The 23,791-nt window shown below is 71.9% G+C and carries 18 protein-coding genes; 10 read left to right on the forward strand and 8 right to left on the reverse strand.

What is annotated here, in order from left to right; translation table 11 throughout:
* The first annotated feature begins 212 nt into the window (after positions 1-212).
* Positions 213-1,001, forward strand: coding sequence for a ferritin-like domain-containing protein (locus ACIBCJ_RS30730; RefSeq protein ID WP_362104386.1), 789 nt, complete (start codon positions 213-215; stop codon positions 999-1,001).
* A 12-nt stretch (positions 1,002-1,013) separates the two neighbouring features.
* On the opposite strand, the gene corA is transcribed toward ACIBCJ_RS30730, so the two are convergent.
* Positions 1,014-2,009, reverse strand: a complete 996-nt coding sequence (gene corA / locus ACIBCJ_RS30735) for a magnesium/cobalt transporter CorA (protein WP_362104388.1) — start codon at positions 2,007-2,009, stop codon at positions 1,014-1,016.
* Between the two features lie 61 nt (positions 2,010-2,070).
* Here corA and ACIBCJ_RS30740 point away from each other — a divergent pair, with 61 nt between their 5' ends.
* The 4 genes from ACIBCJ_RS30740 (at position 2,071) to mshC (ending at position 5,559) form a co-directional block, all read left to right on the forward strand.
* Positions 2,071-2,757, forward strand: coding sequence for a histidine phosphatase family protein (locus ACIBCJ_RS30740; protein WP_362507226.1), 687 nt, complete (start codon positions 2,071-2,073; stop codon positions 2,755-2,757).
* A gap of 85 nt (positions 2,758-2,842) precedes the next feature.
* Positions 2,843-3,433: a DUF3090 domain-containing protein gene (locus ACIBCJ_RS30745; protein ID WP_007447870.1), complete on the forward strand. Its 591-nt coding sequence runs from the start codon at positions 2,843-2,845 to the stop codon at positions 3,431-3,433.
* Positions 3,397-4,227 (forward strand): SCO1664 family protein, encoded by an 831-nt coding sequence (locus ACIBCJ_RS30750; protein ID WP_365980620.1) that lies wholly within the window; start codon positions 3,397-3,399, stop codon positions 4,225-4,227. The genes ACIBCJ_RS30745 and ACIBCJ_RS30750 overlap by 37 nt, the downstream gene beginning before the upstream one ends.
* A 102-nt stretch (positions 4,228-4,329) precedes the next feature.
* Positions 4,330-5,559, forward strand: a complete 1,230-nt coding sequence (gene mshC / locus ACIBCJ_RS30755) for a cysteine--1-D-myo-inosityl 2-amino-2-deoxy-alpha-D-glucopyranoside ligase (RefSeq protein WP_362507232.1) — start codon at positions 4,330-4,332, stop codon at positions 5,557-5,559.
* A gap of 67 nt (positions 5,560-5,626) precedes the next feature.
* On the opposite strand, the gene parJ is transcribed toward mshC, so the two are convergent.
* The 5 genes from parJ to ACIBCJ_RS30780 all read right to left on the reverse strand — a co-directional run bounded on the left by parJ (position 5,627) and on the right by ACIBCJ_RS30780 (position 11,941).
* Positions 5,627-6,634: a filament polymerization regulator ParJ gene (gene parJ / locus ACIBCJ_RS30760; protein ID WP_133887987.1), complete on the reverse strand. Its 1,008-nt coding sequence runs from the start codon at positions 6,632-6,634 to the stop codon at positions 5,627-5,629.
* A 150-nt stretch (positions 6,635-6,784) separates the two neighbouring features.
* Positions 6,785-8,401, reverse strand: a complete 1,617-nt coding sequence (locus tag ACIBCJ_RS30765; protein ID WP_362104398.1) for a glycerol-3-phosphate dehydrogenase/oxidase — start codon at positions 8,399-8,401, stop codon at positions 6,785-6,787.
* An 8-nt stretch (positions 8,402-8,409) separates the two neighbouring features.
* Positions 8,410-9,969, reverse strand: coding sequence for a glycerol kinase GlpK (glpK, locus tag ACIBCJ_RS30770; protein WP_393525028.1), 1,560 nt, complete (start codon positions 9,967-9,969; stop codon positions 8,410-8,412).
* A gap of 84 nt (positions 9,970-10,053) precedes the next feature.
* Entirely contained in the window at positions 10,054-10,848 is a 795-nt protein-coding gene (locus ACIBCJ_RS30775; protein ID WP_362104400.1) for an MIP/aquaporin family protein, read from the reverse strand.
* 328 nt (positions 10,849-11,176) lie between these two features.
* Positions 11,177-11,941, reverse strand: coding sequence for an IclR family transcriptional regulator (locus tag ACIBCJ_RS30780; protein WP_133887990.1), 765 nt, complete (start codon positions 11,939-11,941; stop codon positions 11,177-11,179).
* Between the two features lie 578 nt (positions 11,942-12,519).
* On the opposite strand from ACIBCJ_RS30780, the gene metH reads away from it, so the two are divergent.
* The 3 genes from metH (at position 12,520) to ACIBCJ_RS30795 (ending at position 18,940) form a co-directional block, all read left to right on the forward strand.
* Complete coding sequence (metH, locus tag ACIBCJ_RS30785; protein WP_365980619.1) at positions 12,520-16,032, forward strand: methionine synthase; 3,513 nt, start codon at positions 12,520-12,522, stop codon at positions 16,030-16,032.
* 127 nt (positions 16,033-16,159) lie between these two features.
* Positions 16,160-16,861 carry an HAD family phosphatase gene (locus ACIBCJ_RS30790; RefSeq protein WP_362097403.1) on the forward strand — a complete coding sequence of 234 codons (702 nt, stop codon included), beginning with the start codon at positions 16,160-16,162 and terminating at the stop codon, positions 16,859-16,861.
* A 477-nt stretch (positions 16,862-17,338) separates the two neighbouring features.
* Positions 17,339-18,940 (forward strand): ABC transporter substrate-binding protein, encoded by a 1,602-nt coding sequence (locus ACIBCJ_RS30795; RefSeq protein ID WP_362097400.1) that lies wholly within the window; start codon positions 17,339-17,341, stop codon positions 18,938-18,940.
* Positions 18,941-19,029: 89 nt separating this feature from the next.
* Here the strand turns inward: ACIBCJ_RS30795 and ACIBCJ_RS30800 are convergent, their stop codons facing one another.
* Both ACIBCJ_RS30800 and ACIBCJ_RS30805 read right to left on the reverse strand, forming a co-directional pair.
* On the reverse strand, positions 19,030-19,701 hold the full coding sequence (locus ACIBCJ_RS30800; RefSeq protein WP_007447882.1) for a response regulator transcription factor: 672 nt from the start codon (positions 19,699-19,701) through the stop codon (positions 19,030-19,032).
* A gap of 22 nt (positions 19,702-19,723) precedes the next feature.
* Positions 19,724-20,716: a RecB family exonuclease gene (locus ACIBCJ_RS30805; protein WP_365980618.1), complete on the reverse strand. Its 993-nt coding sequence runs from the start codon at positions 20,714-20,716 to the stop codon at positions 19,724-19,726.
* Positions 20,717-20,889: 173 nt separating this feature from the next.
* Here ACIBCJ_RS30805 and ACIBCJ_RS30810 point away from each other — a divergent pair, with 173 nt between their 5' ends.
* Both ACIBCJ_RS30810 and ACIBCJ_RS30815 read left to right on the forward strand, forming a co-directional pair.
* Entirely contained in the window at positions 20,890-22,719 is a 1,830-nt protein-coding gene (locus tag ACIBCJ_RS30810) for a site-2 protease family protein (protein ID WP_365980617.1), read from the forward strand.
* 58 nt (positions 22,720-22,777) lie between these two features.
* Positions 22,778-23,680, forward strand: a complete 903-nt coding sequence (locus ACIBCJ_RS30815; RefSeq protein ID WP_030404677.1) for a tRNA (adenine-N1)-methyltransferase — start codon at positions 22,778-22,780, stop codon at positions 23,678-23,680.
* The last annotated feature ends 111 nt before the right edge of the window (positions 23,681-23,791 follow it).

The raw sequence follows: 23,791 nt of genomic DNA on the forward strand, positions 1-23,791 counted from the left end.
CGTGGTGGGGGCTCGGGGGTCTTCCCCGCCACGGCCGTCACGAGGAACAACGCGCCCGGGCGCGCGGGGTTACGCCCCCTCGTGTGCCCGGCGTCCTTCGTTCGGCGGAGTCCGCCGCCGCACCTGTTGCCGGGCACCCTCTCCCGCATTTGACTCGGCCTCGCGGAGTGTGCGGAACCCGCGGACCACGCAGCGGCAGAGAGGTGCCCCCGATGCTTTCGGCGAAGAGCCTTTTCCAGGAGATCCTCGACAACGACGAGTCGTTCCGTCTCTTCTGCTCCATCGCGGCCAGCGGCGAGTCCCAGGGCGGCTGGGAGAACGCGCGCATCGCGGCGCTGGTGCCGGAGAGCGAACGCGCCCTCGCCCCCAAGATCACCCGGCACGGGGCTGACGAGGACAAGCACGGCCGGATCTTCAACGCCCTGCTGAAGAAGCGCGGCCTCGAACCCGTCGAGGTACCGCCGGACACCGACTACACGATGCTCCTGGAACGCCACGGCATCGGCCTCGCCCACGACAAGCTCAAGGCCGACCGGCCCCTCACCGTGCGGGACGTCATCACCTACCTCGCCCACAGCAGGGTCACCGAGCAGCGCGCCGCCGAGCAGATGGCGATGCTCGTGAAGTACTTCGCCGACCACCCCGACCTCGGCCGGGCGGTCCGGATGATCTCCGCCGACGAGGACAACCACCTCGCCTACTCCCACGAGGAGCTGCTCCGTTTCGCCGCCGCCGGGCACGGCCCGTACATCCGGCGGACGCTGCGCGAGTGCGCGCACGCCGAGATCCGCGTCCACCGCGACGTCAGCCTCGCCGTCATGGCCCGCATGGGACGGCTGCTGGGCTGGTCGCGCGCCAGGTCGGCGCTGCTCGCGGCTGGCATCCACGCGGTGTACGCGGCCGAGCGGGCGGCCGGCTGGCGGCGCATGGTGACCCTGCGGACGCCCGAACGGCGCGACGCGCTCGGCGGACCCGCCGCCGCGGCCCCCGAGATCGCCTGAGGGTCCCGGGCCCTACAGCCAGCCGCGGCGCTTGAACTGCCGGTACAGCAGTACCTCCAGGACGGCCATCACCACGATCACCGCCGGGTAGCCCCACACCCAGTGCAGCTCCGGCATGTGGTCGAAGTTCATGCCGTAGATCCCCGCGAGCATCGTGGGGACCGCCGCCATGGCCGCCCACGCCGAGATCTTCCGCATGTCGTCGTTCTGCCGGACGCCGGTCTGCGCCAGATGCGCCGACAGGATGTCCGAGACCAGCCGGTCCAGGCTCTCCACCGACTCGTTCACGCGCGTGAGGTGGTCGCTGACGTCCCGGAAGAACGGCCGCGCCTTGTCGTTCACGAACGGCACCCCGCCGCCGTACGTCCCCGTACCGGCCAGCCGGGACAGCGGCGGCGCGAGCGGGCCGGTCGCCCGGCGGAACTCCAGCACCTGCCGCTTGAAGTTGTAGATCCGCGACGCCGTGTGCCGGGAGCCGCCGCCGTCCGGCGAGAACACCTCCGCCTCCAGCTCCTCCAGGTCCGTCTGGAGCTCCACGGCCACGTCCAGGTAGTGGTCGACGGTCGCGTCCGCGATCGCGTAGAGCACCGCGGTGGGGCCCTTGCCGAGGAGTTCCGGCTCGTGCTCCAGCCGCTGCCGCACCGCCTTCAACGGAGCACCCTCGCCGTGCCGGACGACGACCGCGAAGCCGTCCCCCAGGAAGATCATGAGTTCACCGCTGGAGACGGTGTCGCTGTCCGGCTCGTACACCACCGGCTTCAGGACCGCGAACAGCGAGTCGTCGTACACCTCCAGCTTGGGCCGCTGGTGCGCCTTGAGGGCGTCCTCCACGGCCAGCGGGTGCAGCGCGAACTCCTGGCTGACCAGGTCGAACTCCTCCTCCGTCGGCTCGTGCAGCCCTATCCACACGAAGCCGCCGGCGTCCCGCGCCTCACCGAGCGCGTCGGAGAGGTCCTCGGGCCCGTCCGTGCGGTGCCCGTCCCGGTAGATGGCACAGTCGACGATCACCGGACCCATTCTCCCCTCGCCCCGGCGCCCCTGCGCCGCGCCGTACGCCTACCCTGGCCGCATGCCCACGCTGATCCTCGTTAGGCACGGACGTTCCACCGCCAACACCGAGGGGCTCCTCGCCGGCTGGACGCCCGGCGTCGCCCTCGACGAACGCGGCGCCCGGCAGGCCGCCGCACTGCCCGGACGGCTCGCCGGCCTGCCGCTCTCCGAGATCGTCACCAGCCCGCTGCAGCGCTGCCAGGAGACCCTCCGGCCGCTGCTCGACGCCCGGCCCGGACTGCGGGCACACACCGACGAACGGATCGGGGAGTGCCACTACGGCGACTGGTCCGGCCGCAAGCTCGCCGAACTCAAGGACGAGCCCCTGATGGAGGTGGTGCAGACGCACCCCTCCGCGGCCGCCTTCCCCGGCGGCGAGTCGATGCGCGCCATGCAGACCCGAGCCGCCGAGGCGGTACGCGAGTGGAACGCGCGCGTGGAACGCGACCACGGGCCCGACGCCGTCTACCTCATGTGCTCCCACGGCGACATCATCAAGTCCCTCGTCGCCGAGGCGCTCGGCCTCCACCTCGACCTCTTCCAGCGGATCTCCGTCGAGCCCTGCTCCGTCACCGTCATCCGCTACACCCGGCTGCGCCCGTACCTCGTCCGCCTCGGCGACACCGGCGACTTCGCCTCCCTGGCGCCGCGCGAGGAGCCGTCCGGTGACGAAGCCCCGGTCGGGGGTGGTGCGGGCGCACCGTGATCGTCCGCCGCAGTAGGGTGAACCGGTCGCGGCAGTGTCCCCGATCCCGATCTTCCGCTTTCCCCGACTCCCATGGAGACAGGACGTGTCCCGTCAGGTGTTCCTCTACGACCAACCGGAACGTTTCGTGGCCGGTACGGTCGGGCTGCCCGGGCGCCGTACGTTCTTCCTCCAGGCCACCGCGGGCTCCCGGGTGACCAGCGTGGCCCTGGAGAAGACCCAGGTCGCTGCCCTCGCCGAGCGCATGGACGAGCTCCTGGACGAAGTCGTACGGCGCAGCGGCGGCAGCACCGTCGTCCCCGCCACCGCACCCACCGGGCCCGCCGACACGGCGCCGCTGGACACCCCCGTCGAGGAGGAGTTCCGCGTCGGCACCATGGCGCTGGCCTGGGACGGCGAGGACCAGCGCATGATCGTCGAGGCGCAGGCCCTGGTGGAGCTGGACGCCGAGTCCGAGGAGGACCTGGCCGAGGCCGAGGAGCGGCTCCTCCAGGACGAGGAGAACGGCCCGCCGATGCTCCGGGTCCGCCTCACCGGCGCGCAGGCCAGGGCCTTCGCCAAGCGCGCCCTCGACGTCGTCAACGCCGGGCGGCCGCCGTGCCCGCTGTGCAGCCTCCCGCTCGACCCGGAAGGACACGTATGTCCGCGCCAGAACGGATACCGCCGCGGAGCGTGACCACCGACGCGGCGGCGGCCGAGCTGCTCGCCCGGGGCGAGCTGACCGTGCGCGGACGCATCCCCGACGCGTCCAACGCGGCGCTGTACTGCACCGTGACCCACCAGGGGCGCGAGGCGGCATGCGTCTACAAGCCCGTCGCGGGCGAGCGTCCGCTGTGGGACTTCCCCGACGGCACCCTCGCCCAGCGCGAGGTCGCCGCGTACGCGGTGTCCGAGGCCACCGGCTGGGGCCTCGTCCCGCCCACCGTGCTGCGCGACGGCCCGTACGGCGAGGGCATGGTCCAGCTGTGGATCGAGGCGGTGCCGGACACGGAACTGCTCGCCCTGGTGGACCAGGAAGAGGCCGGCCCCGGCTGGAAGGGGATCGCCCTCGCCGAGGTCGGCGAGGGCCGCACCGCCCTGCTCGTGCACGCCGACGACGAACGGCTGCGCCGGCTCGCCGTCCTGGACGCCGTCATCAACAACGCCGACCGCAAGGGCGGCCACCTGCTGCCCGCGGCGGGGGAGCGGCTCTACGGCATCGACCACGGGGTCACCTTCAACGCCGAGAACAAGCTCCGCACGCTGCTGTGGGGCTGGGCGGGCGAGCCGCTCACCGCGGAGGCGCTGGCGGTGCTCGACGCGCTGGGTCAGGCACTGAAGGACGGCGGCGCCCTGGCCGCCCGGCTCACCGCCCTCATCACCGCCGCCGAGCTCGACGCCACCCGCGCGCGGGTCGAGGCACTGCTGGTCTCCGGCAAGCACCCCGAACCGAGCGGCGAGTGGCCGGCCATCCCCTGGCCGCCCGTGTAACCGCCCGGAGGCACACCGGCCGCTCCCGCGCAAGAACGCCTTACCGGCCATCCGGCCCGGTCCGGTTCGTGGACGGAACATCCGTCCGGTTAGGCTCATGACATGCATGCCTGGCCCGCTTCCGAGGTCCCCGCCCTGCCTGGTCAGGGCCGCGACCTGAGGATCCACGACACCGCGACCGGCGGCCCGGTCACCCTCGACCCCGGTCCCGTCGCCCGTATCTACGTCTGCGGCATCACGCCGTACGACGCCACCCACATGGGGCACGCGGCGACCTACAACGCGTTCGACCTCGTGCAGCGCGTGTGGCTCGACACCAAGCGGCAGGTCCAGTACGTCCAGAACGTCACCGACGTGGACGACCCGCTCCTGGAGCGGGCCGTGCGCGACGGGGTCGACTGGACCGCCCTCGCCGAGCAGGAGACCGCCCTGTTCCGCGAGGACATGACGGCACTGCGGATGCTGCCGCCGCAGCACTACATAGGTGCCGTCGAGGCCATACCGGGCATCGTCCCGCTCGTCGAGCGGCTGCGCGACGCCGGCGCGGCCTACGAGCTGGAGGGCGACACCTACTTCTCCGTCGAGGCGGACCCCCACTTCGGCAGCGTCTCCCACCTCGACGCAGCGGCGATGCGGCTGCTCTCCGCCGAGCGCGGCGGCGACCCCGACCGGCCCGGCAAGAAGAACCCGCTCGACCCGATGCTGTGGATGGCCGCCCGCGAGGGCGAGCCCAGCTGGGACGGCGGCACGCTCGGCCGCGGGCGCCCCGGCTGGCACATCGAGTGCGTGGCCATCGCCCTCGACCACCTCGGCATGGGCTTCGACGTCCAGGGCGGCGGCTCCGACCTCGCCTTCCCGCACCACGAGATGGGCGCCTCGCACGCCCAGGCCCTCACCGGCGAGTTCCCCATGGCCAAGGCGTACGTGCACGCCGGCATGGTCGGTCTCGGCGGCGAGAAGATGTCCAAGTCCAAGGGGAACCTGGTCTTCGTCTCCCAGCTCCGCCGCGAGGGCGTCGACCCGGCCGCCATCCGGCTCACGCTCCTCGCCCACCACTACCGCTCCGACTGGGAGTGGACCGACCAGGTCCTCGAGGACGCCGTCGCCCGCCTCGACCGCTGGCGCGCCGCCGTCTCCCGCCCCGACGGCCCGCCCGCCGAGGCCCTCGTCGAGCAGATCCGCGAGGCCCTCGCGAACGACCTGGACTCCCCGGCCGCCCTGGACGCGGTCGACCGCTGGGCCGCACTCCAGCAGGAGACCGGCGGCACGGACACCGGCGCGCCGGGCGTGGTCTCCCGCGCGGTGGACGCCCTCCTGGGCGTGGCGCTGTAAGGCTCTCCCCACCGACCACTGAGGGGCGCTCCCACCGGGAAGCGCCCCTCATCACGTTCGGCGGCTCTCAGTCCTCCGACGACTCCTCGTCGTCCCCGCCCGCCTTCGGCGGCTTCGGCGGCCGCGTCCGCCCACCCGGGTTGTCCCGCAGGAACGGCGCCCCGGACGGCCCGTCGCCCCCGTCCGCCGTGGCATGCCCGCCCGGACTCCCGGGTCCGGGACCTCCCGGCCCCGCCCCGTCCCGCCGCCGCAGGTACCGCTCGAACTCCCGCGCGATCGCCTCGCCCGACGCCTCCGGCAGCTCCGCCGTGTCCCGGGCCTCCTCCAGCGACTGCACGTACTCGGCGACCTCGGTGTCCTCCGCGGCCAGCTGGTCCACGCCCACCTGCCAGGCACGCGCGTCCTCGGCCAGCTCGCCCAGCGGGACCCGCACGCCGATCAGGTCCTCCAGCCGGTTCAGCAGTGCCAGCGTGGCCTTCGGGTTCGGCGGCTGCGACACGTAGTGCGGCACGGCCGCCCACAGCGACACGGCCGGCACCCCCGCGTGCGCGCACGCCTCCTGGAGGATGCCGACGATGCCCGTCGGCCCCTCGTACTTGGTCTCCTCCAGGTCCATGCGCCGGGCCAGGTCCGCGTCCGACGTGGTCCCGCTGATCGGGACCGGCCGGGTGTGCGGCGTGTCGCCCAGCAGGGCGCCCAGGACGACCACCAGCTCGACGCCCAGCTCGTGGGCGAAGCCGAGCAGCTCGTTGCAGAACGAGCGCCAGCGCATGGACGGTTCGATGCCCCGGACGAGCACCAGGTCGCGCGGCTTGTCGCCGCCGACCCGGACCACCGAGAGCCTGGTCGTCGGCCAGGTGACCTTGCGGACACCGTCCTCGATGAACACCGTGGGACGGTTGACCTGGAAGTCGTAGTAGTCCTCGGCGTCCAGCGCCGCGAACACCTCGCCCTTCCACTCCTTGTCGAGATGCGCGACCGCCGTGGAGGCGGCGTCACCGGCATCGTTCCAGCCCTCGAACGCGGCCACCATGACCGGGTCGACCAGCTCGGGAACCCCCTCGAGCTCGATCACCCAGCGCCTCCTTCCGACGTGCCCTCGCGTACCCCCCAACCTTACGGCGTGCCGAGGGGCCGCCCGCAGCCCCTTCGTACGGGGCAGTGAACGGATCACTGCCCCGTACCCGGTGTGCGGACACCCACCGCCCGCCGTCGGAACGCGGGGCTACTTCTTGTCGAGCACGTCCTGGACCTGCGCGCGGACCTCGTCCGTGGCCAGGCCCCGGATCGTCAGCGTCGTACGGCGGCGCAGCACGTCGTCCGCCGTCTCGGCCCACTCGTTGTCCCGGGCCCACACGACCTGCGCCCAGATCTCCGGGGCGTCCGGGTGGACGCGCTGCGCCAGCTCCGGGCTCTCGTTGGCGAGCCGGGCGATGTCGAAGGCGAGCGAGCCGTAGTGCGTGGCCAGGTGCCTGGCGGTGTCGGCAGCCATGCGCGGGCCGGGCGCCGAGCCGTCCACCAGCAGCCGGTGGGCCACCGCGCGCGGGTTGGCCACGCCGGGCAGCGGCAGCTTCTTCGGCAGCGACGCGATGGGCTCGAAGCCGTCGCCGAGCGGGTGGCCGGGCAGCGCCTCCAGCTTCTTCATCACCGTACGGCCGATGTGGCGGAAGGTGGTCCACTTGCCGCCCGCGACGGACAGCATCCCGCCCCGGCCCTCGGTGACGACCGTCTCGCGCTTGGCCTTCGCCGTGTCGCCGGGACCACCCGGCAGCACGCGCAGACCCGCGAAGGAGTACGTGATCAGGTCGCGGTCCAGCTGCTGGTCGCGGATGGAGAACGCGGCCTCGTCGAGTATCTGGGCCACGTCCTTGTCGTTGACCGCGACGTCCGCCGGGTCGCCCTCGAACTCCTCGTCGGTGGTACCGAGCAGCAGCATGTCCTCCCAGGGGAGGGCGAAGGTGATCCGGTACTTGTCGATCGGGGTGGCCAGCGCCGCCTTCCAGGGCGCGGTGCGCTTGAGCACCAGGTGCGCGCCCTTGGACAGGCGGATGGACGGGGCGGCGGCCGGGTCCTCCATGCGGCGCAGGTGGTCGACCCACGGGCCGGTCGCGTTGAGCACCAGGCGCGCGTTCACCCCGAACTCGTCGCCGGACAGCCGGTCCTTCAGCTCGGCGCCGGTGACCCGGCCGCCGGTGAAGCGCAGCCCGGTGACCTCGGCGTGGTTGAGGACCACGGCGCCGGAGTCGACCGCCGCGCGGACCGTCATCAGCGCCATGCGGGCGTCGTTCATCTGGTCGTCGCCGTACACGGCCACGGCCTTGAGGTTGTCGGTGCGCAGCTCCGGCACGTCCTGCGCGGCCTTGGCCGGGGAGAGCAGGTGGCCGACGCCGTCGCCGAAGGCGGACAGCGCCGAGTACGCGAAGACGCCGGCCCCGAGCTTCGCCGCGCCGTGCGGCCCGCCCTTGTACACGGGGAGGTAGAACGTGAGCGGGTTCGCCAGGTGGGGTGCCACCTGGCGGGAGACCGCACGGCGCTCGAAGTGGTTCTCCGCCACCAGCTTCACCGCGCCGGTCTGCAGGTAGCGCAGTCCGCCGTGGAGCAGCTTGGAGGAGGCGGAGGAGGTGGCGCCGGCGAAGTCGCCGGCGTCGACCACGGCCACCCTGAGGCCGGACTGCGCGGCGTGCCAGGCGGTGGAGATGCCCAGGATGCCGCCGCCGATCACGAGAAGGTCGTACGACGCCTTGGAGAGCTGCTCCCGGGTCTCGGCCCGGCTCGGGTTCGAGCCGGAGGCCGGGTGCGTCCCCAGGGCAGGCACGGACTGCAGGGTGGACTGAGTGGTCATGGTGGTTCTTACTCCTCGTCCTCGAGCCAGCCCATGGTCCGCTTCACGGCCTTGAGCCAGCTCTTGTACTCACGGTCGCGGGTCTCCGCGTCCATGCGGGGGGTCCACTCGGCGGCCCGTCGCCAGTTGGCGCGCAGGTCGTCGGTGCTGTTCCAGAAGCCGACGGCCAGGCCGGCGGCGTAGGCGGCGCCGAGGCAGGTGGTCTCGGCGACCATCGGGCGCACCACGGGGGCGTCCACGAAGTCGGCGAGGGTCTGCATCAGCAGGTTGTTGGAGGTCATGCCGCCGTCGACCTTGAGGGCGGTCAGCTCCACACCGGAGTCCTTCGTCATGGCGTCCGCGATCTCACGGGTCTGCCAGGCGGTGGCCTCCAGGACGGCGCGCGCGAGGTGCGCCTTGGTGACGTACCGGGTGAGGCCGGCGATCACACCGCGGGCGTCGGAGCGCCAGTACGGGGCGAACAGGCCGGAGAAGGCCGGGACGAAGTAGGCGCCGCCGTTGTCCTCGACCTGCATGGCCAGGGTCTCGATCTCGGCGGCGGTGGAGATCAGGCCCATCTGGTCGCGCATCCACTGCACCAGCGAACCGGTGACGGCGATCGACCCCTCCAGGGCGTAGACCGTGTCCTGGTCGCCGATCTTGTAGCCGACCGTGGTCAGCAGGCCCGAGTAGGAGTTGATGAGCTTGTCACCGGTGTTCATCACCATGAAGGTGCCGGTGCCGTACGTCGACTTGGTCTCGCCCTCGGAGAAGCAGGTCTGGCCGAACAGGGCCGCCTGCTGGTCGCCGAGCGCGGAGGCGACCGGGATGCCGCCGAGCAGCTCGCCGAGACGGCCGCCCTTGATCTCGCCGTAGACCTCGGCGGAGGAGCGGATCTCCGGGAGCATCCGCATCGGCACGCCGATCGACTCGGCGATCTTCTCGTCCCACGCCATGGTGTGCAGGTTCATCAGCATGGTGCGCGAGGCGTTGGTGACGTCGGTGACGTGCTTGCCGCCGTCCACGCCGCCGGTGAGGTTCCAGATGACCCAGGTGTCCATGGTGCCGAACAGCAGGTCGCCCGCCTCGGCGCGCTCGCGCAGACCCTCGACGTTGTCGAGCAGCCAGCGGGCCTTGGGACCGGCGAAGTAGGAGGCGAGGGGGAGTCCGGTCTCGCGGCGGAAGCGGTCCTGGCCGACGTTGCGGCCCAGTTCACGGCAGAGGGCGTCGGTGCGGGTGTCCTGCCAGACGATGGCGTTGTGGACGGGCTCGCCGGTGTTCCTGTCCCAGACGAGGGTGGTCTCGCGCTGGTTGGTGATGCCGATGGCCTTGATGTCGTCGCGGGTGATGCCCGCCTTCTCCACGGCCCCGGCGACGACCTCCTGGACGTTGGTCCAGATCTCGGTGGCGTTGTGCTCGACCCAGCCGGGCTTGGGGAAGATCTGCTCGTGCTCCTTCTGGTCGACGGAGACGATGCGCCCGTCGCGGTCGAAGACGATGCAGCGCGAGGAGGTGGTGCCCTGGTCGATCGCGGCGATGAACGGTCCGTGGCCGTGGGAGGAGATGCCTGCGGTGTGGTCGTCGGTCACTGTGTGCTCCTGGGGTTCCGTGGTGGGTGGCCGGTACGTACGGCGCGTGGTCTGCGGCTCGATGATCGCCGAGCGGGGGCCCGCTCAGGCGAACGCGACGTTGTAGACACCTCCGGCGATCGCGCCGCCGATCAGCGGACCGACGACCGGGATCCAGGCGTAGGACCAGTCGGATCCGCCCTTGTTGGGCAGGGGCAGCAGGGCGTGCACGATGCGCGGACCGAGGTCGCGGACCGGGTTGATCGCGTATCCCGTCGGACCGCCGAGCGAGAGACCGATCGAGACGACCACGAACGCGGTGACCAGGGCGCCCAGGATGCCGAGGCCGTTGCCCTCGTCGTTCAGGCCCTGGGTGAGGATGGCGAGCAGCAGGACGAAGGTGCCGATGATCTCGGTGGCGAGGTTCTGGACCGTGTGCCGGATCTCGGGGCCGGTGGAGAAGATGCCCAGGACGGGGCCGGCGCCCTTCTCCTGCGCCTCGACGGACTTGGCCGTCGCGTCCTTCGTGTCGGTGACGCCGACGATCTCCCGGTCGGTGAGGTGGGCCTGGAACTGGCCGTAGTAGGTGATCCAGACCAGGACCGCGCCGATCATGGCGCCGAGGATCTGGCCCGCGAAGTAGGTCGGCGTGTTGCTCCAGTCGCCGTCCTTGATCGCGATGCCGACGGTGACGGCCGGGTTGAGGTGGGCGCCGGAGAGCGGACCCGATATGTAGGCCGCCGTCATGACGGCGAAGCCCCACCCGAGGGTGATGGCGACCCAGCCGGCGTTGCGCGCCTTGGAGGCCTTGAGCGTCACGGCGGCACACACACCGCCGCCGAGCAGGATGAGTATGGCGGTACCGATGGTCTCGCCGATGAAGATGTCGGAGCTGGACACCCGCGACTCCTTTGTCCTTCGTCCAGGGGAAGCCGAACCCCCGGGTCCCTCCGGGTGTTCCGGCGCCCTCGGTATGAGAGCGATGGCGGCCCTTGGCACTGTCACACTCTAACGCTTATTGCCGGTAGGTGTTCGACAATGCCGACCGATGGACGCGAGTCTCGTTCGGCGTCAGGCGCGCGTCAAGAGCTGTGTTATCGAAAGCACGATCGTTATTGATCGCCACGGGCTATCGGTCGGCCCGCGGTGCCGGCGCGGACCGGCACCGGACACGGCGAAGGCCGGGGCGCCTCGGGCGTCCCGGCCTCGATCAGTCCGTCGGCGGGCCCTAGAACCGTCCGGCGCCCAGGTCGCGCGACACCGCGCGGGCGCAGTCCCGCACCGCCGCGACCAGCTCGGGCCGCAGCTCGCCCTCCCGGCACACCCGCTCCACGGCCCCGGTGATCCCGACCGCGCCGACCGGCATGCGCCTGCGGTCGTGGATCGGGGCGGCGATGGAGGCGATGCCCTCCCAGGTCTCCTCGACGTCGGCGGCGTACCCCCGCGCGCGCGTGATGTCCAGGACGTGCTCGAAGCCCTCCGGCTCGTGCACGGTCCGGTCCGTGAACGCCTTGCGGTCGGCCTCCAGCGCCTCGCTGTGCGCGACCGGGTCGTACGCCGACAGCACCTTGCCGAGCGCCGTGGAGTGCAGCGGCTGCATGGCCCCGATCTCCAGGACCTGCCGGCTGTCGTCGGGGCGGAAGACGTGGTGCACGATCAGGACGCCCTGCTGGTGCAGGACGCCGAGGTGGACGCTCTCGCCGCTGGAGCGGGCCAGGTCGTCCGTCCACACCAGGGCGCGGGCCCGCAGCTCGTGCACGTCCAGGTAGGTGGTGCCCAGGCGCAGCAGCTCGGCGCCCAGCTGATAGCGCCCGGAGGCGTCGTCCTGCTCGACGAAGCCCTCCTGCTGGAGGGTGCGCAGGATGCCGTGCGCGGTGCCCTTGGCCAGACCCAGTGACGAGGCGATGTCCGACAGGCCGAGCCGCCGCTCGCCGCCTCCGAGCAGGCGCAGCATCGCGGCCGCCCGTTCGAGCGACTGGATGTTCCGTGCCATCGACGTACTGCCTCCGTCCCCTTCGAGTGCCGACCTCGACGCCGTTGACGTCGTTCGGCAATGCCGAACACTACCGGTCGATGCCGACCTCCCGCCAATGGTCGGCGGGCAACTGTTGCACTTCGGCCCTCCGGCCGTGACCCCGCAGGCCCCGGATCGCGGACGACCCTCCGCGCGCTCGCGCCCCGCGCGCCCGCCGCGGCCCACCGTGACCTCGGACGCCCCCGCGGGACCGTGCACCGGCGTGGCCCCACCGGTGCCCGAGCGCGACCCTGCGTATGCCCGTGCCCGTGCCCGTGCCCGACCCTGCCGGTGCCCGGGCGCGTCACCGCCGGTGCCCCGGCGTGACCCCGCAGGTCTCCGGGCGGGGTCACCGCCGTCGTGGCCCGCTCCGGGCGGAGGAAGCTCGTCCGTTCGGCCGCTCTTCATCCGCCATCCTCGTCCGTCTCGTGGACGCCCCGACCATCCGCCCCCGGTCCCGGCTACCCTGACGACGTGCGTTCTCCCCGCGACGTCCACGGCGGACGGCCCCGGGCAGACGCAAAGCCGACAGCCGTCGCATCCTAGGGAGCCCTTTCATGGCCTCGTCGCCATCCACCCCGCCCGCCGACACCCGCACCCGCGTGTCCGCCCTCCGAGAGGCCCTCGCCACCCGCGTGGTGGTCGCCGACGGCGCCATGGGCACGATGCTCCAGGCCCAGAACCCCTCGCTGGACGACTTCGAGCAGCTGGAGGGGTGCAACGAGGTCCTGAACGTCACCCGGCCCGACATCGTCCGCTCGGTGCACGAGGAGTACTTCGCCGCCGGCGTCGACTGCGTCGGAACCAACACCTTCGGCGCCAACCACTCCGCCCTCGGCGAGTACGACATCCCCGAGCGGGTCCACGAGCTCTCCGAGGCCGGCGCCCGCGTCGCCCGCGAGGTCGCCGACGAGTTCGCCGCCCGCGACGGCCGGCAGCGCTGGGTCCTCGGCTCCATCGGCCCCGGCACCAAGCTCCCCACCCTCGGCCACGCCCCCTACACCGTCCTGCGCGACGCCTACCAGCGCAACGCCGAGGGCCTGGTCACCGGCGGCGCCGACGCCCTGCTCGTCGAGACCACGCAGGACCTGCTGCAGACCAAGGCCTCCGTGCTCGGCGCCCGCCGCGCCCTGGACGCCCTCGGGCTCGACCTCCCGGTCATCGTCTCCGTCACCGTCGAGACCACCGGCACCATGCTGCTCGGCTCCGAGATCGGCGCCGCGCTCACCGCGCTGGAACCGCTCGGCATCGACATGATCGGCATGAACTGCGCCACCGGCCCCGCCGAGATGAGCGAGCACCTGCGCTACCTCGCGCGCCACTCCCGCATCCCGCTGACCTGCATGCCCAACGCCGGACTGCCCGTCCTCGGCAAGGACGGCGCCCACTACCCGCTGACCGCACCCGAGCTCGCCGACGCCCACGAGACCTTCGTGCGCGAGTACGGCCTGTCCCTGGTCGGCGGCTGCTGCGGCACCACCCCCGAGCACCTGCGCCAGGTCGTCGAGCGCGTCCGGGGCGCCGAGCCCACCGAGCGCCGGCCGCGGCCCGAGCCCGGCGCCGCCTCGCTCTACCAGAGCGTGCCCTTCCGCCAGGACACCTCCTACCTGGCCATCGGCGAGCGCACCAACGCCAACGGCTCCAAGAAGTTCCGCGAGGCCATGCTGGAGGGCCGCTGGGACGACTGCGTCGAGATGGCCCGCGACCAGATCCGCGAGGGCGCGCACATGCTCGACCTGTGCGTCGACTACGTGGGCCGCGACGGCGTCGCCGACATGGAGGAGCTGGCCGGACGGTTCGCCACCGCCTCCACGCTGCCGATCGTCCTGGACTCCACCGAGGTCGAGGTCATCCGGGCCGGCCTGGAGAAGCTCGGCGGCCGCGCGGTGATCAACTCGGTCAACTACGAGGACGGCGCAGGCCCCGAGTCCCGCTTCGCGCGCGTCACGAAGCTGGCCCAGGAGCACGGCGCCGCGCTGATCGCGCTGACCATCGACGAGGAGGGCCAGGCCCGCACCGCCGAGAAGAAGGTCGAGATCGCCGAACGGCTCATCGAGGACCTCACCGGCAACTGGGGCATCCACGAGTCCGACATCCTCGTCGACTGTCTGACCTTCACCATCTGCACCGGCCAGGAGGAGTCCCGCAAGGACGGGATCGCCACGATCGAGGGCATCCGCGAGCTCAAGCGCCGCCACCCCGACGTGCAGACCACGCTCGGCCTGTCCAACATCTCCTTCGGCCTCAACCCGGCCGCCCGCATCCTGCTCAACTCCGTCTTCCTCGACGAATGCGTCAAGGCGGGCCTGGACTCGGCGATCGTGCACGCCAGCAAGATCCTGCCGATCGCCCGCTTCGACGAGGAGCAGGTCACCACCGCCCTCGACCTGATCCACGACCGCCGCCGCGAGGGCTACGACCCGCTGCAGAAGCTGATGCAGCTGTTCGAGGGCGCCACCGCCAAGTCGCTGAAGGCGTCCAAGGCCGAGGAACTGGCCGCCCTCCCGCTGGAGGAGCGCCTCAAGCGCCGCATCATCGACGGCGAGAAGAACGGCCTCGAACAGGACCTGGACGAGGCCCTCCAGGAGCGCCCGGCGCTCGACATCGTCAACGAGACCCTGCTCGACGGCATGAAGGTCGTCGGCGAACTGTTCGGCTCCGGCCAGATGCAGCTGCCGTTCGTGCTCCAGTCCGCCGAGGTCATGAAGACCGCGGTGGCCCACCTGGAGCCGCACATGGAGAAGACCGACGACGACGGCAAGGGCACCATCGTGCTGGCCACCGTCCGCGGCGACGTCCACGACATCGGCAAGAACCTCGTCGACATCATCCTGTCCAACAACGGCTACACCGTCGTCAACCTCGGCATCAAGCAGCCCGTCTCGGCGATCCTGGAGGCCGCCGACGAGCACAAGGCCGACGTCATCGGCATGTCCGGGCTCCTGGTCAAGTCCACGGTGATCATGAAGGAGAACCTGGAGGAGCTCAACCAGCGCAAGCTGGCCGCCGACTACCCCGTCATCCTCGGCGGCGCCGCCCTCACCCGGGCCTACGTCGAGCAGGACCTGCACGAGATCTACGACGGCGAGGTCCGCTACGCCCGCGACGCCTTCGAGGGGCTGCGCCTCATGGACGCCCTGATCGGCATCAAGCGCGGCGTCCCCGGCGCCAAGCTGCCCGAACTCAAGCAGCGCCGGGTGCGCGCCGCCACCGTCGAGGTCGACGAGCGGCCCGAGGAGGGCCACGTCCGCTCCGACGTCGCCACCGACAACCCCGTCCCCGAGCCCCCCTTCCGCGGCACCCGCGTCGTCAAGGGCATCCAGCTCAAGGAGTACGCCTCCTGGCTCGACGAGGGCGCCCTGTTCAAGGGCCAGTGGGGCCTCAAGCAGGCCCGCACCGGCGAGGGACCCTCCTACGAGGAACTGGTCGAGTCCGAGGGCCGGCCGCGGCTGCGCGGCCTCCTCGACCGGCTCCAGACGGAGAACCTGCTGGAGGCGGCCGTCGTCTACGGCTACTTCCCCTGCGTCTCCAAGGACGACGACCTGATCGTCCTCGACGACGACGGCAACGAACGCACCCGCTTCACCTTCCCGCGCCAGCGCCGCGGCCGGCGGCTGTGCCTGGCGGACTTCTTCCGCCCGGAGGAGTCCGGCGAGACCGACGTCGTCGGCTTCCAGGTCGTCACCGTCGGCTCCCGCATCGGCGAGGAGACGGCACGGATGTTCGAGGCCAACGCCTACCGCGACTACCTCGAACTGCACGGCCTGTCCGTCCAGCTCGCCGAGGCCCTCGCCGAGTACTGGCACGCCCGGGTCCGCTCCGAGCTGGGCTTCGCCGGCGAGGACCCGGCCGAGATGGAGGACATGTTCGCCCTGAAGTACCGCGGCGCCCGCTTCTCCCTCGGCTACGGCGCCTGCCCCGACCTGGAGGACCGCGCCAAGATCGCCGCCCTCCTGGAGCCGGAGCGCATCGGCGTCCACCTCTCGGAGGAGTTCCAGCTCCACCCGGAGCAGTCCACCGACGCCATCGTCATCCACCACCCCGAGGCGAAGTACTTCAACGCCCGCTAGCGGCTCCCTGCCGGCGCCGTCCGTCACACCGGGCGTTCGCATCCCGCACGACGTACACTGGTCGGTCCACCGCAGGCCGGCTCCCTTCGTGGGAGCCGGCCTGATCGTCCCTCAAGGAGGTACGTGGATGACCAGTACGGTCCCCGCGCTCGGAACCCGTACGGCCGAAGGCTCCACCCTGCAGGCCGTGCTCCTCGACATGGACGGCACCCTGGTGGACACCGAGGGCTTCTGGTGGGACGTCGAGACGGAGGTCTTCGCCTCCCTCGGCCACACCCTCGACGACTCCTGGCGCCACGTCGTGGTCGGCGGCCCCATGACCCGCAGCGCCGGCTTCCTGATCGAGGCCACCGGCGCCGACATCACCCTCGCCGAGCTCAGCGTGCTGCTCAACGACGGCTTCGAGCAGCGCATCGGCCGCGACCTGCCGCTCATGCCCGGCGCCGCCCGGCTGCTCGAGGAACTGTCCGCGCACGAGATCCCCACGGCCCTGGTCTCCGCCTCGCACCGGCGCATCATCGACCGCGTCCTGAAGTCACTGGGCCCCCAGCACTTCGCCCTCACCGTCGCCGGGGACGAGGTGCCACGCACCAAGCCGCACCCCGACCCCTACCTCGCCGCCGCGGCCGGACTCGGCGCGGACCCGGCCCGGTGCGCGGTCGTCGAGGACACCGCGACCGGGGTCGCCGCCGCCGAGGCGGCCGGCTGCCACGTCGTGGCGGTGCCCTCGGTCGCGCCCATCACCCCGGCCGCCCGGCGCACGGTGGTCACCTCCCTGGAAGAAGTCGACCTGGCATTTCTGCGCGGCCTGATGACACACACGCGCTAGCCGTTCACCGAACGCACGACGACGTCGGCACGGTGAATTCCCCGAAGGCGGCCCGGCGCGGTCCGGCAGAAGTCCACACGTGTTCACGCACTGTGTTCACGGGCCGAGTTCCCGGTATTTCCACCGCCTCGGCCGGCCGAATTCAGGCCCGGGCGGCCGAAGTGCAACTGTGACGTTCGCCACGCGGACAGGGGTCGACAGGCAGGGGTGGGTGTGCACATCCCGGCTTGGCGAACGTTGTCGAGGAGCCTTTGTGTCCTGATTGGTGAAACCCTGCACTAATCCTTCCACTGTCGGGTTTTCGGTGTGTCCACACCCGGTTTCGCTCCGTGATGAGCGCCCAACTCCGGTGGCTGCGAACCCCCGTGCGGGCGCGGACTAATCTCGTCGCGAGAACATCGGCCACTACCCCCGTGATCCGCCGCGACACCCCTGCATGCCGGATACACGGACCGACAGCTCTGGAGAAACTCGAGCATGAACCGCAAGACTTTGGTGCTGCCGGCCGTCGTCGGCCTGCTCGCACCGGTGCTCGCCGCCTGCGGAGGATCGGACGGCGGCAGCGGCGGGGACGCGATCGTCGTCGGCACCACGGACCGGTTCAGCGCCTCGGAGGAGACCCCCGCGCCGCTCGACCCGGCGTACGCCTACGACGTCGGCCTGTGGAACGTGCTGCGTCAGACCACGCAGACCCTCATGACGCAGCCTCGCGGCGACGGTGAACCCGTGCCGGACGCCGCCGAGAAGTGCGGATTCACCGACACCGGAAACGAACGGTACGCGTGCACGCTGCGGGACGGCCTGAAGTTCGCCAACGGTGACGCGATCACCGCGCAGGACGTGAAGTACTCCATCGAACGCGCTCTGGCCATCAAGGCCGACACCGAGGTGGCCACGCTGCTCAGCACCGTGGACACCGTCGAGACGCAGGGCGACCGCGAGGTCATCTTCCACCTCAAGACCGCGGACGCCACCTTCCCGTACAAGCTGTCGACCCCGGTCGCGGGCATCGTCAACCCGAAGCAGTACCCCAAGGACAAGCTGCGCGACGGCTGGGAGCTGGACGGCTCCGGCCCGTACACCATGAAGGCCGAGGTCAAGAACAACGAACTGACCAAGGCCGTGTTCACCAAGAACCCCGATTACAAGGGGAGCGTCGAGGTGAACAACGACAAGGTCGAGATGGTCTTCTTCGACGACGCGGACGCCATGGGCACCGCGATCGAGAAGGGCGACATCGACGTGATGACCCGCGCGATGACGCCGAAGCAGGTCCAGCAGCTCGCCCGGGCCACCGACGGCGACGTCGACCTCGTCGAGGTGTCCGGCCTGGAGATCCGCTACCTCGGCTTCAACACGGAGGCGCCGGAGGTCAAGGACAAGGCCGTGCGCAAGGCGATGGCGCAGCTGATCAACCGCAGCGAACTCGTCTCCACGGTGTACGGCTCGCAGGCCCAGCCGCTGTACTCGATGGTCCCCGCCGGCATCACCGGCCACTCCAACTCGTTCTTCAACACCTACGGCGACCCGAGCGTCGACAAGGCGAAGGCGATGCTGGAGGACGCGGACGTCACCACGCCCGTCAAGCTGACCCTGAACTACACGACGGACCACTACGGCGCCGCCACCAAGCAGGAGTTCGAGCAGATCCAGAAGCAGCTGAACGACAGCGGCCTGTTCGACGTCGACATCGAGGGCGCGCCCTGGACCAAGTTCCGCAAGGCGGAGCTGAACCGCCAGTACGCCGCCTTCGGCATGGGCTGGTTCCCCGACTTCCCGGACGCCGACAGCTTCATCGCGCCGTTCCTGGACAAGGGCAACACCCTCAACTCGCCGTACCAGAACTCGGACATCATCAACAAGCTGATCCCCGAGTCCCGCGGCGAGGCCGACCGGCTGTCCGCGGTGGACGTCCTCACCGACATCCAGGACATCACCGCCGAGGACGTGCCGCTGATCCCGCTGTGGCAGGGCAAGCAGTACGTCGCCACCCGCGACGACGTCACCGGCGCCGCCTACCTCCTCAACGCCTCCTCCACGCTCCAGCTGTGGGAGCTGGGCCGGGGCGTCAGCGGCTGACGCCGACCGGCACCGGACACGACCGAAGGGCGCCCTCCTCCCACCGGAAGAGGGCGCCCTTCGCCGTCCCGGCCGTGCCGGCCCGGACGCTACTGCGCGCCGGGACGGACCAGCCCGCTCTCGTAGGCGTACACCGCGGCCTGCACCCGGTCCCGCAGGCCCAGCTTCGTCAGCACATGGCCCACATGCGTCTTCACGGTGGTCTCGCTGACGAACAGGTCCGCCGCGATCTCCGCGTTCGACAGCCCGCGGGCCACCAGCTTCAGCACCTCGACCTCACGGTCCGTCAGCGTGTGCAGCGTGTCCGGCACCGGCTCGTCACCGGACGGCAGATGCGTGGCGTACTTGTCGAGCAGCCGCCGGGTGATGCTCGGCGCGAGCATCGCCTCGCCGCCCGCCACCACCCGGATCGCCTGCACCAGCTCGTTGGCCGGGGCGTCCTTGAGCAGGAAACCGCTGGCGCCCGCCTTCAGCGCCTCCACCACGTACTCGTCCAGGTCGAACGTGGTCAGCACCAGCACCTTCGCCGGACCGTCCCGCTCGGGCCCGGTGATCTGCCGGGTCGCCTCCACACCGTCCATCCGCGGCATGCGGATGTCCATCAGCACCACGTCGGGCTGCAGTGCCCGCACCTGGTCGAGAGCCTGAAGGCCGTCGCCGGCCTCGCCGACGACCGCGAGATCCTGCTCCGCCTCCAGAATCATCCGGAAGCCCGTGCGCAGCAGCGGCTGGTCGTCGACCAGTAGGACGCGGATGGCCACGTAAGTCTCCTTCGATGGGACCCTAGTCCGGCCCCATTCTGCCCTGCTCGCCGCCGCCGGAGCCGGCCGCCCTCACCGGCAGCGGATAGGGCGGGGGAGTGCCGCCGAACTCCGGACAGTGCGCCCGGTGGTCGCACCAGCCGCACAGCTTCGTGGGCCGCGGCCGCCAGTCACCCGTCTCGGTCGCCAGCCGGATCGCCTCCCACAGCGCCAGCAGCTTGCGCTCCACCCGCTCCAGGTCGGCCAGGACCGGGTCGTACGTGAGCACGTCACCGCTGCCGAGATACACCAGCTGCAACCGCCGCGGCACGACCTTCTTCAGCCGCCACACCACCAGCGCGTAGAACTTCATCTGGAACAGCGCGCCCTCCGCGTACTGCGGCCGGGGCGCCTTGCCCGTCTTGTAGTCGACGATCCGCACCTCGCCGGTCGGCGCGACGTCGACGCGGTCGATGATGCCGCGCAGCCGCAGCCCGGAGTCCAGCTCCGCCTCGACGAACAGCTCCCGCTCGGCTGGCTCCAGCCGGCTCGGGTCCTCCAGCGTGAACCAGCGCTCGACGAGCCGCTCCGCCTCGGACAGCCACTGCGCCAGCCGCTCGCCCTCCGGATCGTCCGCGAACAGCTCGCCCACCTCCGGCCTGCTCTCCCGCAGCCGGTCCCACTGCCCCGGCACCAGCGCCTTCGCCCTCGGCGCGGTGCGCTCGGCCGCCGGGGCGTCGAAGAGCCGCTCCAGCACCGCGTGCACCAGGGTGCCCCTGGTCGCCGCCTCACTGGGCTTCTCCGGCAGCCGATCGATGACCCGGAACCGGTACAGCAGCGGGCACTGCATGAAGTCACCGGCCCGGGAGGGCGAGAGCGAGGCGGGCGCCGTCGCCGCGGGCGCGGGTGAGAGGGCCGGCGCGTGCGGCGCCACGCCCTGCGGCTCCACCACCACGCCCGCCTGATCCGCCACTGCCGCCGCCGGCCGGGCGGATCCGCCCGCGTCCGGTGCGACGTCCTCGGTACTCGTCTCCATGCCCACAGACCTTACGGCCGACCACTGACAGCGACCCAGCCCGCGACCGTGACACCCGCGACAGAAGGCAGGCACGGGGGTGCCGGGGCTGAACGGGCCGCGACGGACGCATACCATCGACACGAGACCCTCCCGTCCGGCAGGTCGGGAGACGCTTCGAACGAGGGGACATCGTGGACGTGAGCGGCGGGAGCGGGCAGCCGCGGTCCGGCAACGACGAGTCGGCCGAGCCCCAGGCACATCCCACGGCCCCGGCCGCCGACCCCACCGACACCGCCGCGCCGGAACCCACCCGGCCCACGCCCGCCGACCCCGGCACACCGGACCGCGCGGCCACACCGTCCGCACCGCCGACCACCGGCACACCGGCACCCACGACGCCGGGGGAGAGCCCCGCCGGCGCCCCCACCGCACACCCCGGGCCCGACCGCGGCACCCCGGACGCGGCGACCGGCCGCCCGAACCCGCCCACCCCCGGCGCGAACCCCGCCACGGGCACCGCGACCCCGCCCGGCACCACCCCGCCCATCCAGGACCCGACCGGCCCCGGTGACCCCGCCGCGACCACCCCCGCCACCGCCGTGACCGCGCGCGGCCCGGAAGAAGACCCGACGCCCCGGCCGGCCCCCGGAAGCGACCGGACCCCCCGCCCGGACGGCACCACTCCTCCGCCGGCGGACACACCCCCCGGCGACGCGGCCGGCACCCGGCCGGCACCGTCCTCCCACGGCGACCACCCCTCCGGACCGGCCGCAGGGCCCCGGCACGCCGCCCACGGCACCGACGCCCCCCGCCACCGCGCCGAGGCCCACACCCACGGCACGAGCGGCCCGGGCCGGCCCCCGCAGCGCCGACCCGAGCCCGGAGGCGGCCTGCTCATGGGCCGCCCCTTCGGCGTCCCCGTGTACGTCGCCCCCAGCTGGTTCCTCGTCGCCGCCCTCATCACCTGGGTCTTCGGCGGCCAGCTCGACCGCGTACTGCCCGAACTCGGCGCCGCCCGCTACCTCGTCTCCCTCTTCTTCGCCGTCGCCTTCTACGCCTCCGTCCTCGTCCACGAACTCGCCCACACCGTCGCCGCCCTCCGCTTCAAGCTCCCCGTCCGCCGCATCCAGCTCCAGTTCTTCGGCGGCGTCTCCGAGATCGAGAAGGAAGCCGAGACCCCCGGCCGCGAATTCGTACTGGCCTTCGTCGGCCCCCTCCTCTCCCTCGTCCTCTCCGGCGTCTTCTACGCCGCCCTGCTGCCCGTCCAGGCCGACAGCGTCCCCGGCGTCCTCCTGGCCGGCCTCATGGTCTCCAACCTCCTCGTCGCCGCCTTCAACCTGCTGCCCGGCCTCCCCCTCGACGGCGGCCGCATGCTCCGCGCCGTCGTCTGGAAGATCACCGGCAAGCCCATGAGCGGCACCGTCGCCGCCGCCTGGGTCGGCCGCGCCCTCGCCATCGCCGTACTGATCGGCCTGCCGCTGCTCACCCAGTCCCTCGGCAGCGGCGCCGCCGACGACGTCGGCATGGACACCGTCATGGACGCCCTGCTCGCCGCCATCCTCGCCGCGATCATCTGGACCGGCGCCGGAAACAGCCTCCGCATGGCCCGCCTGCGCGAACACCTCCCCGAACTGCACGCGCGCGCCCTCACCCGGCGCGCCGTCCCCGTCCAGGCCGACACCCCCCTCTCCGAAGCCCTGCGCCGCGCCAACGCCTCCGGCGCCCGCGCCCTGGTCGTCGTCGACGCCGACGGCACCCCCGCCTCACTGGTCCGCGAGGCCGCCATCGTCGGCGTACCCGACCACCGCCGCCCCTGGGTACCGGTCAGCACCCTCGCCCAGGACCTCACCGACGGCATGCGCGTCTCCGCCGAGCTGTCCGGCGAGGAACTCCTCGACGCCCTGCGCGCCAACCCCGCCACCGAATACCTCGTCGTCGAGGAGACCGGCGAGATCTACGGCGTCCTGTCCGCAGCCGACGTGGAACGCGCCTTCGTCAAGGCCATGGCCCGCCCCGCCTGACGGCCACCGCCGCCCAGCGGTGGTCGGCGGCCCCGCCGGGGACCGGTAGGCTGGTCACATGTCCGAACCGACCGGTGCCGCCCGCAGGCGCGGGCCCTTCAAGGTCGGGGACCAGGTTCAGCTGACCGACCCCAAGGGCCGCCACTACACGTTCACGCTCGAGGCCGGGAAGAACTTCCACACCCACAAGGGTTCCTTCCCCCACGACGAACTGATCGGCGCCCCCGAGGGCAGCGTTGTCCGCACCACCGGGAACGTCGCCTACCTCGCGCTGCGCCCCCTGCTCCCCGACTACGTCCTGTCCATGCCCCGCGGGGCGGCCGTCGTCTACCCGAAGGACGCGGGGCAGATCCTCGCCTTCGCCGACATCTTCCCCGGCGCCCGCGTCGTGGAAGCCGGCGTCGGCTCCGGCTCGCTCAGCAGCTTCCTGCTGCGCGCCATCGGCGACCAGGGCATGCTGCACTCCTACGAGCGCCGCGAGGACTTCGCCGAGATCGCCCAGCAGAACGTGCAGCGCTACTTCGGCGGACCGCACCCCGCCTGGCAGCTCACCGTCGGCGACCTCCAGGACAACCTGTCCGACACCGACGTCGACCGCGTCATCCTCGACATGCTCGCCCCCTGGGAGTGCCTGGAGGCCGTCTCCAAGGCACTCGTGCCCGGCGGCATCCTGTGCTGCTACGTCGCCACCACCACGCAGCTCGCCCGGACCGTCGAGTCCATCCGCGAGATCGGCTGCTTCAACGAGCCGACCTCCTGGGAGACCATGATCCGCAACTGGCACGTCGAGGGCCTCGCCGTCCGCCCCGACCACCGCATGATCGGCCACACCGGCTTCCTCCTCACCGCCCGCCGCCTCGCCGACGGCGTCGAGCCGCCCATGCGCCGCCGCCGCCCCGCCAAGGGCGCCTACGGCGAGGACTACGACGGCCCCAACGCCGGCGGCGGCACCGGCCGCTGACCCGGCCCCCCGGCCCGTACAACACACAGACGCCGTGGTGGGGGTGGGGGCCCCGCCCGCGCCCCCCCCCCCCCGGCGCCGGGTGGGGGGGCCCCCCCCCCCCCCCCCCCC

The sequence above is a fragment of the Streptomyces sp. NPDC051136 genome (assembly GCF_044455745.1).
Lineage (GTDB): Bacteria > Actinomycetota > Actinomycetes > Streptomycetales > Streptomycetaceae > Streptomyces.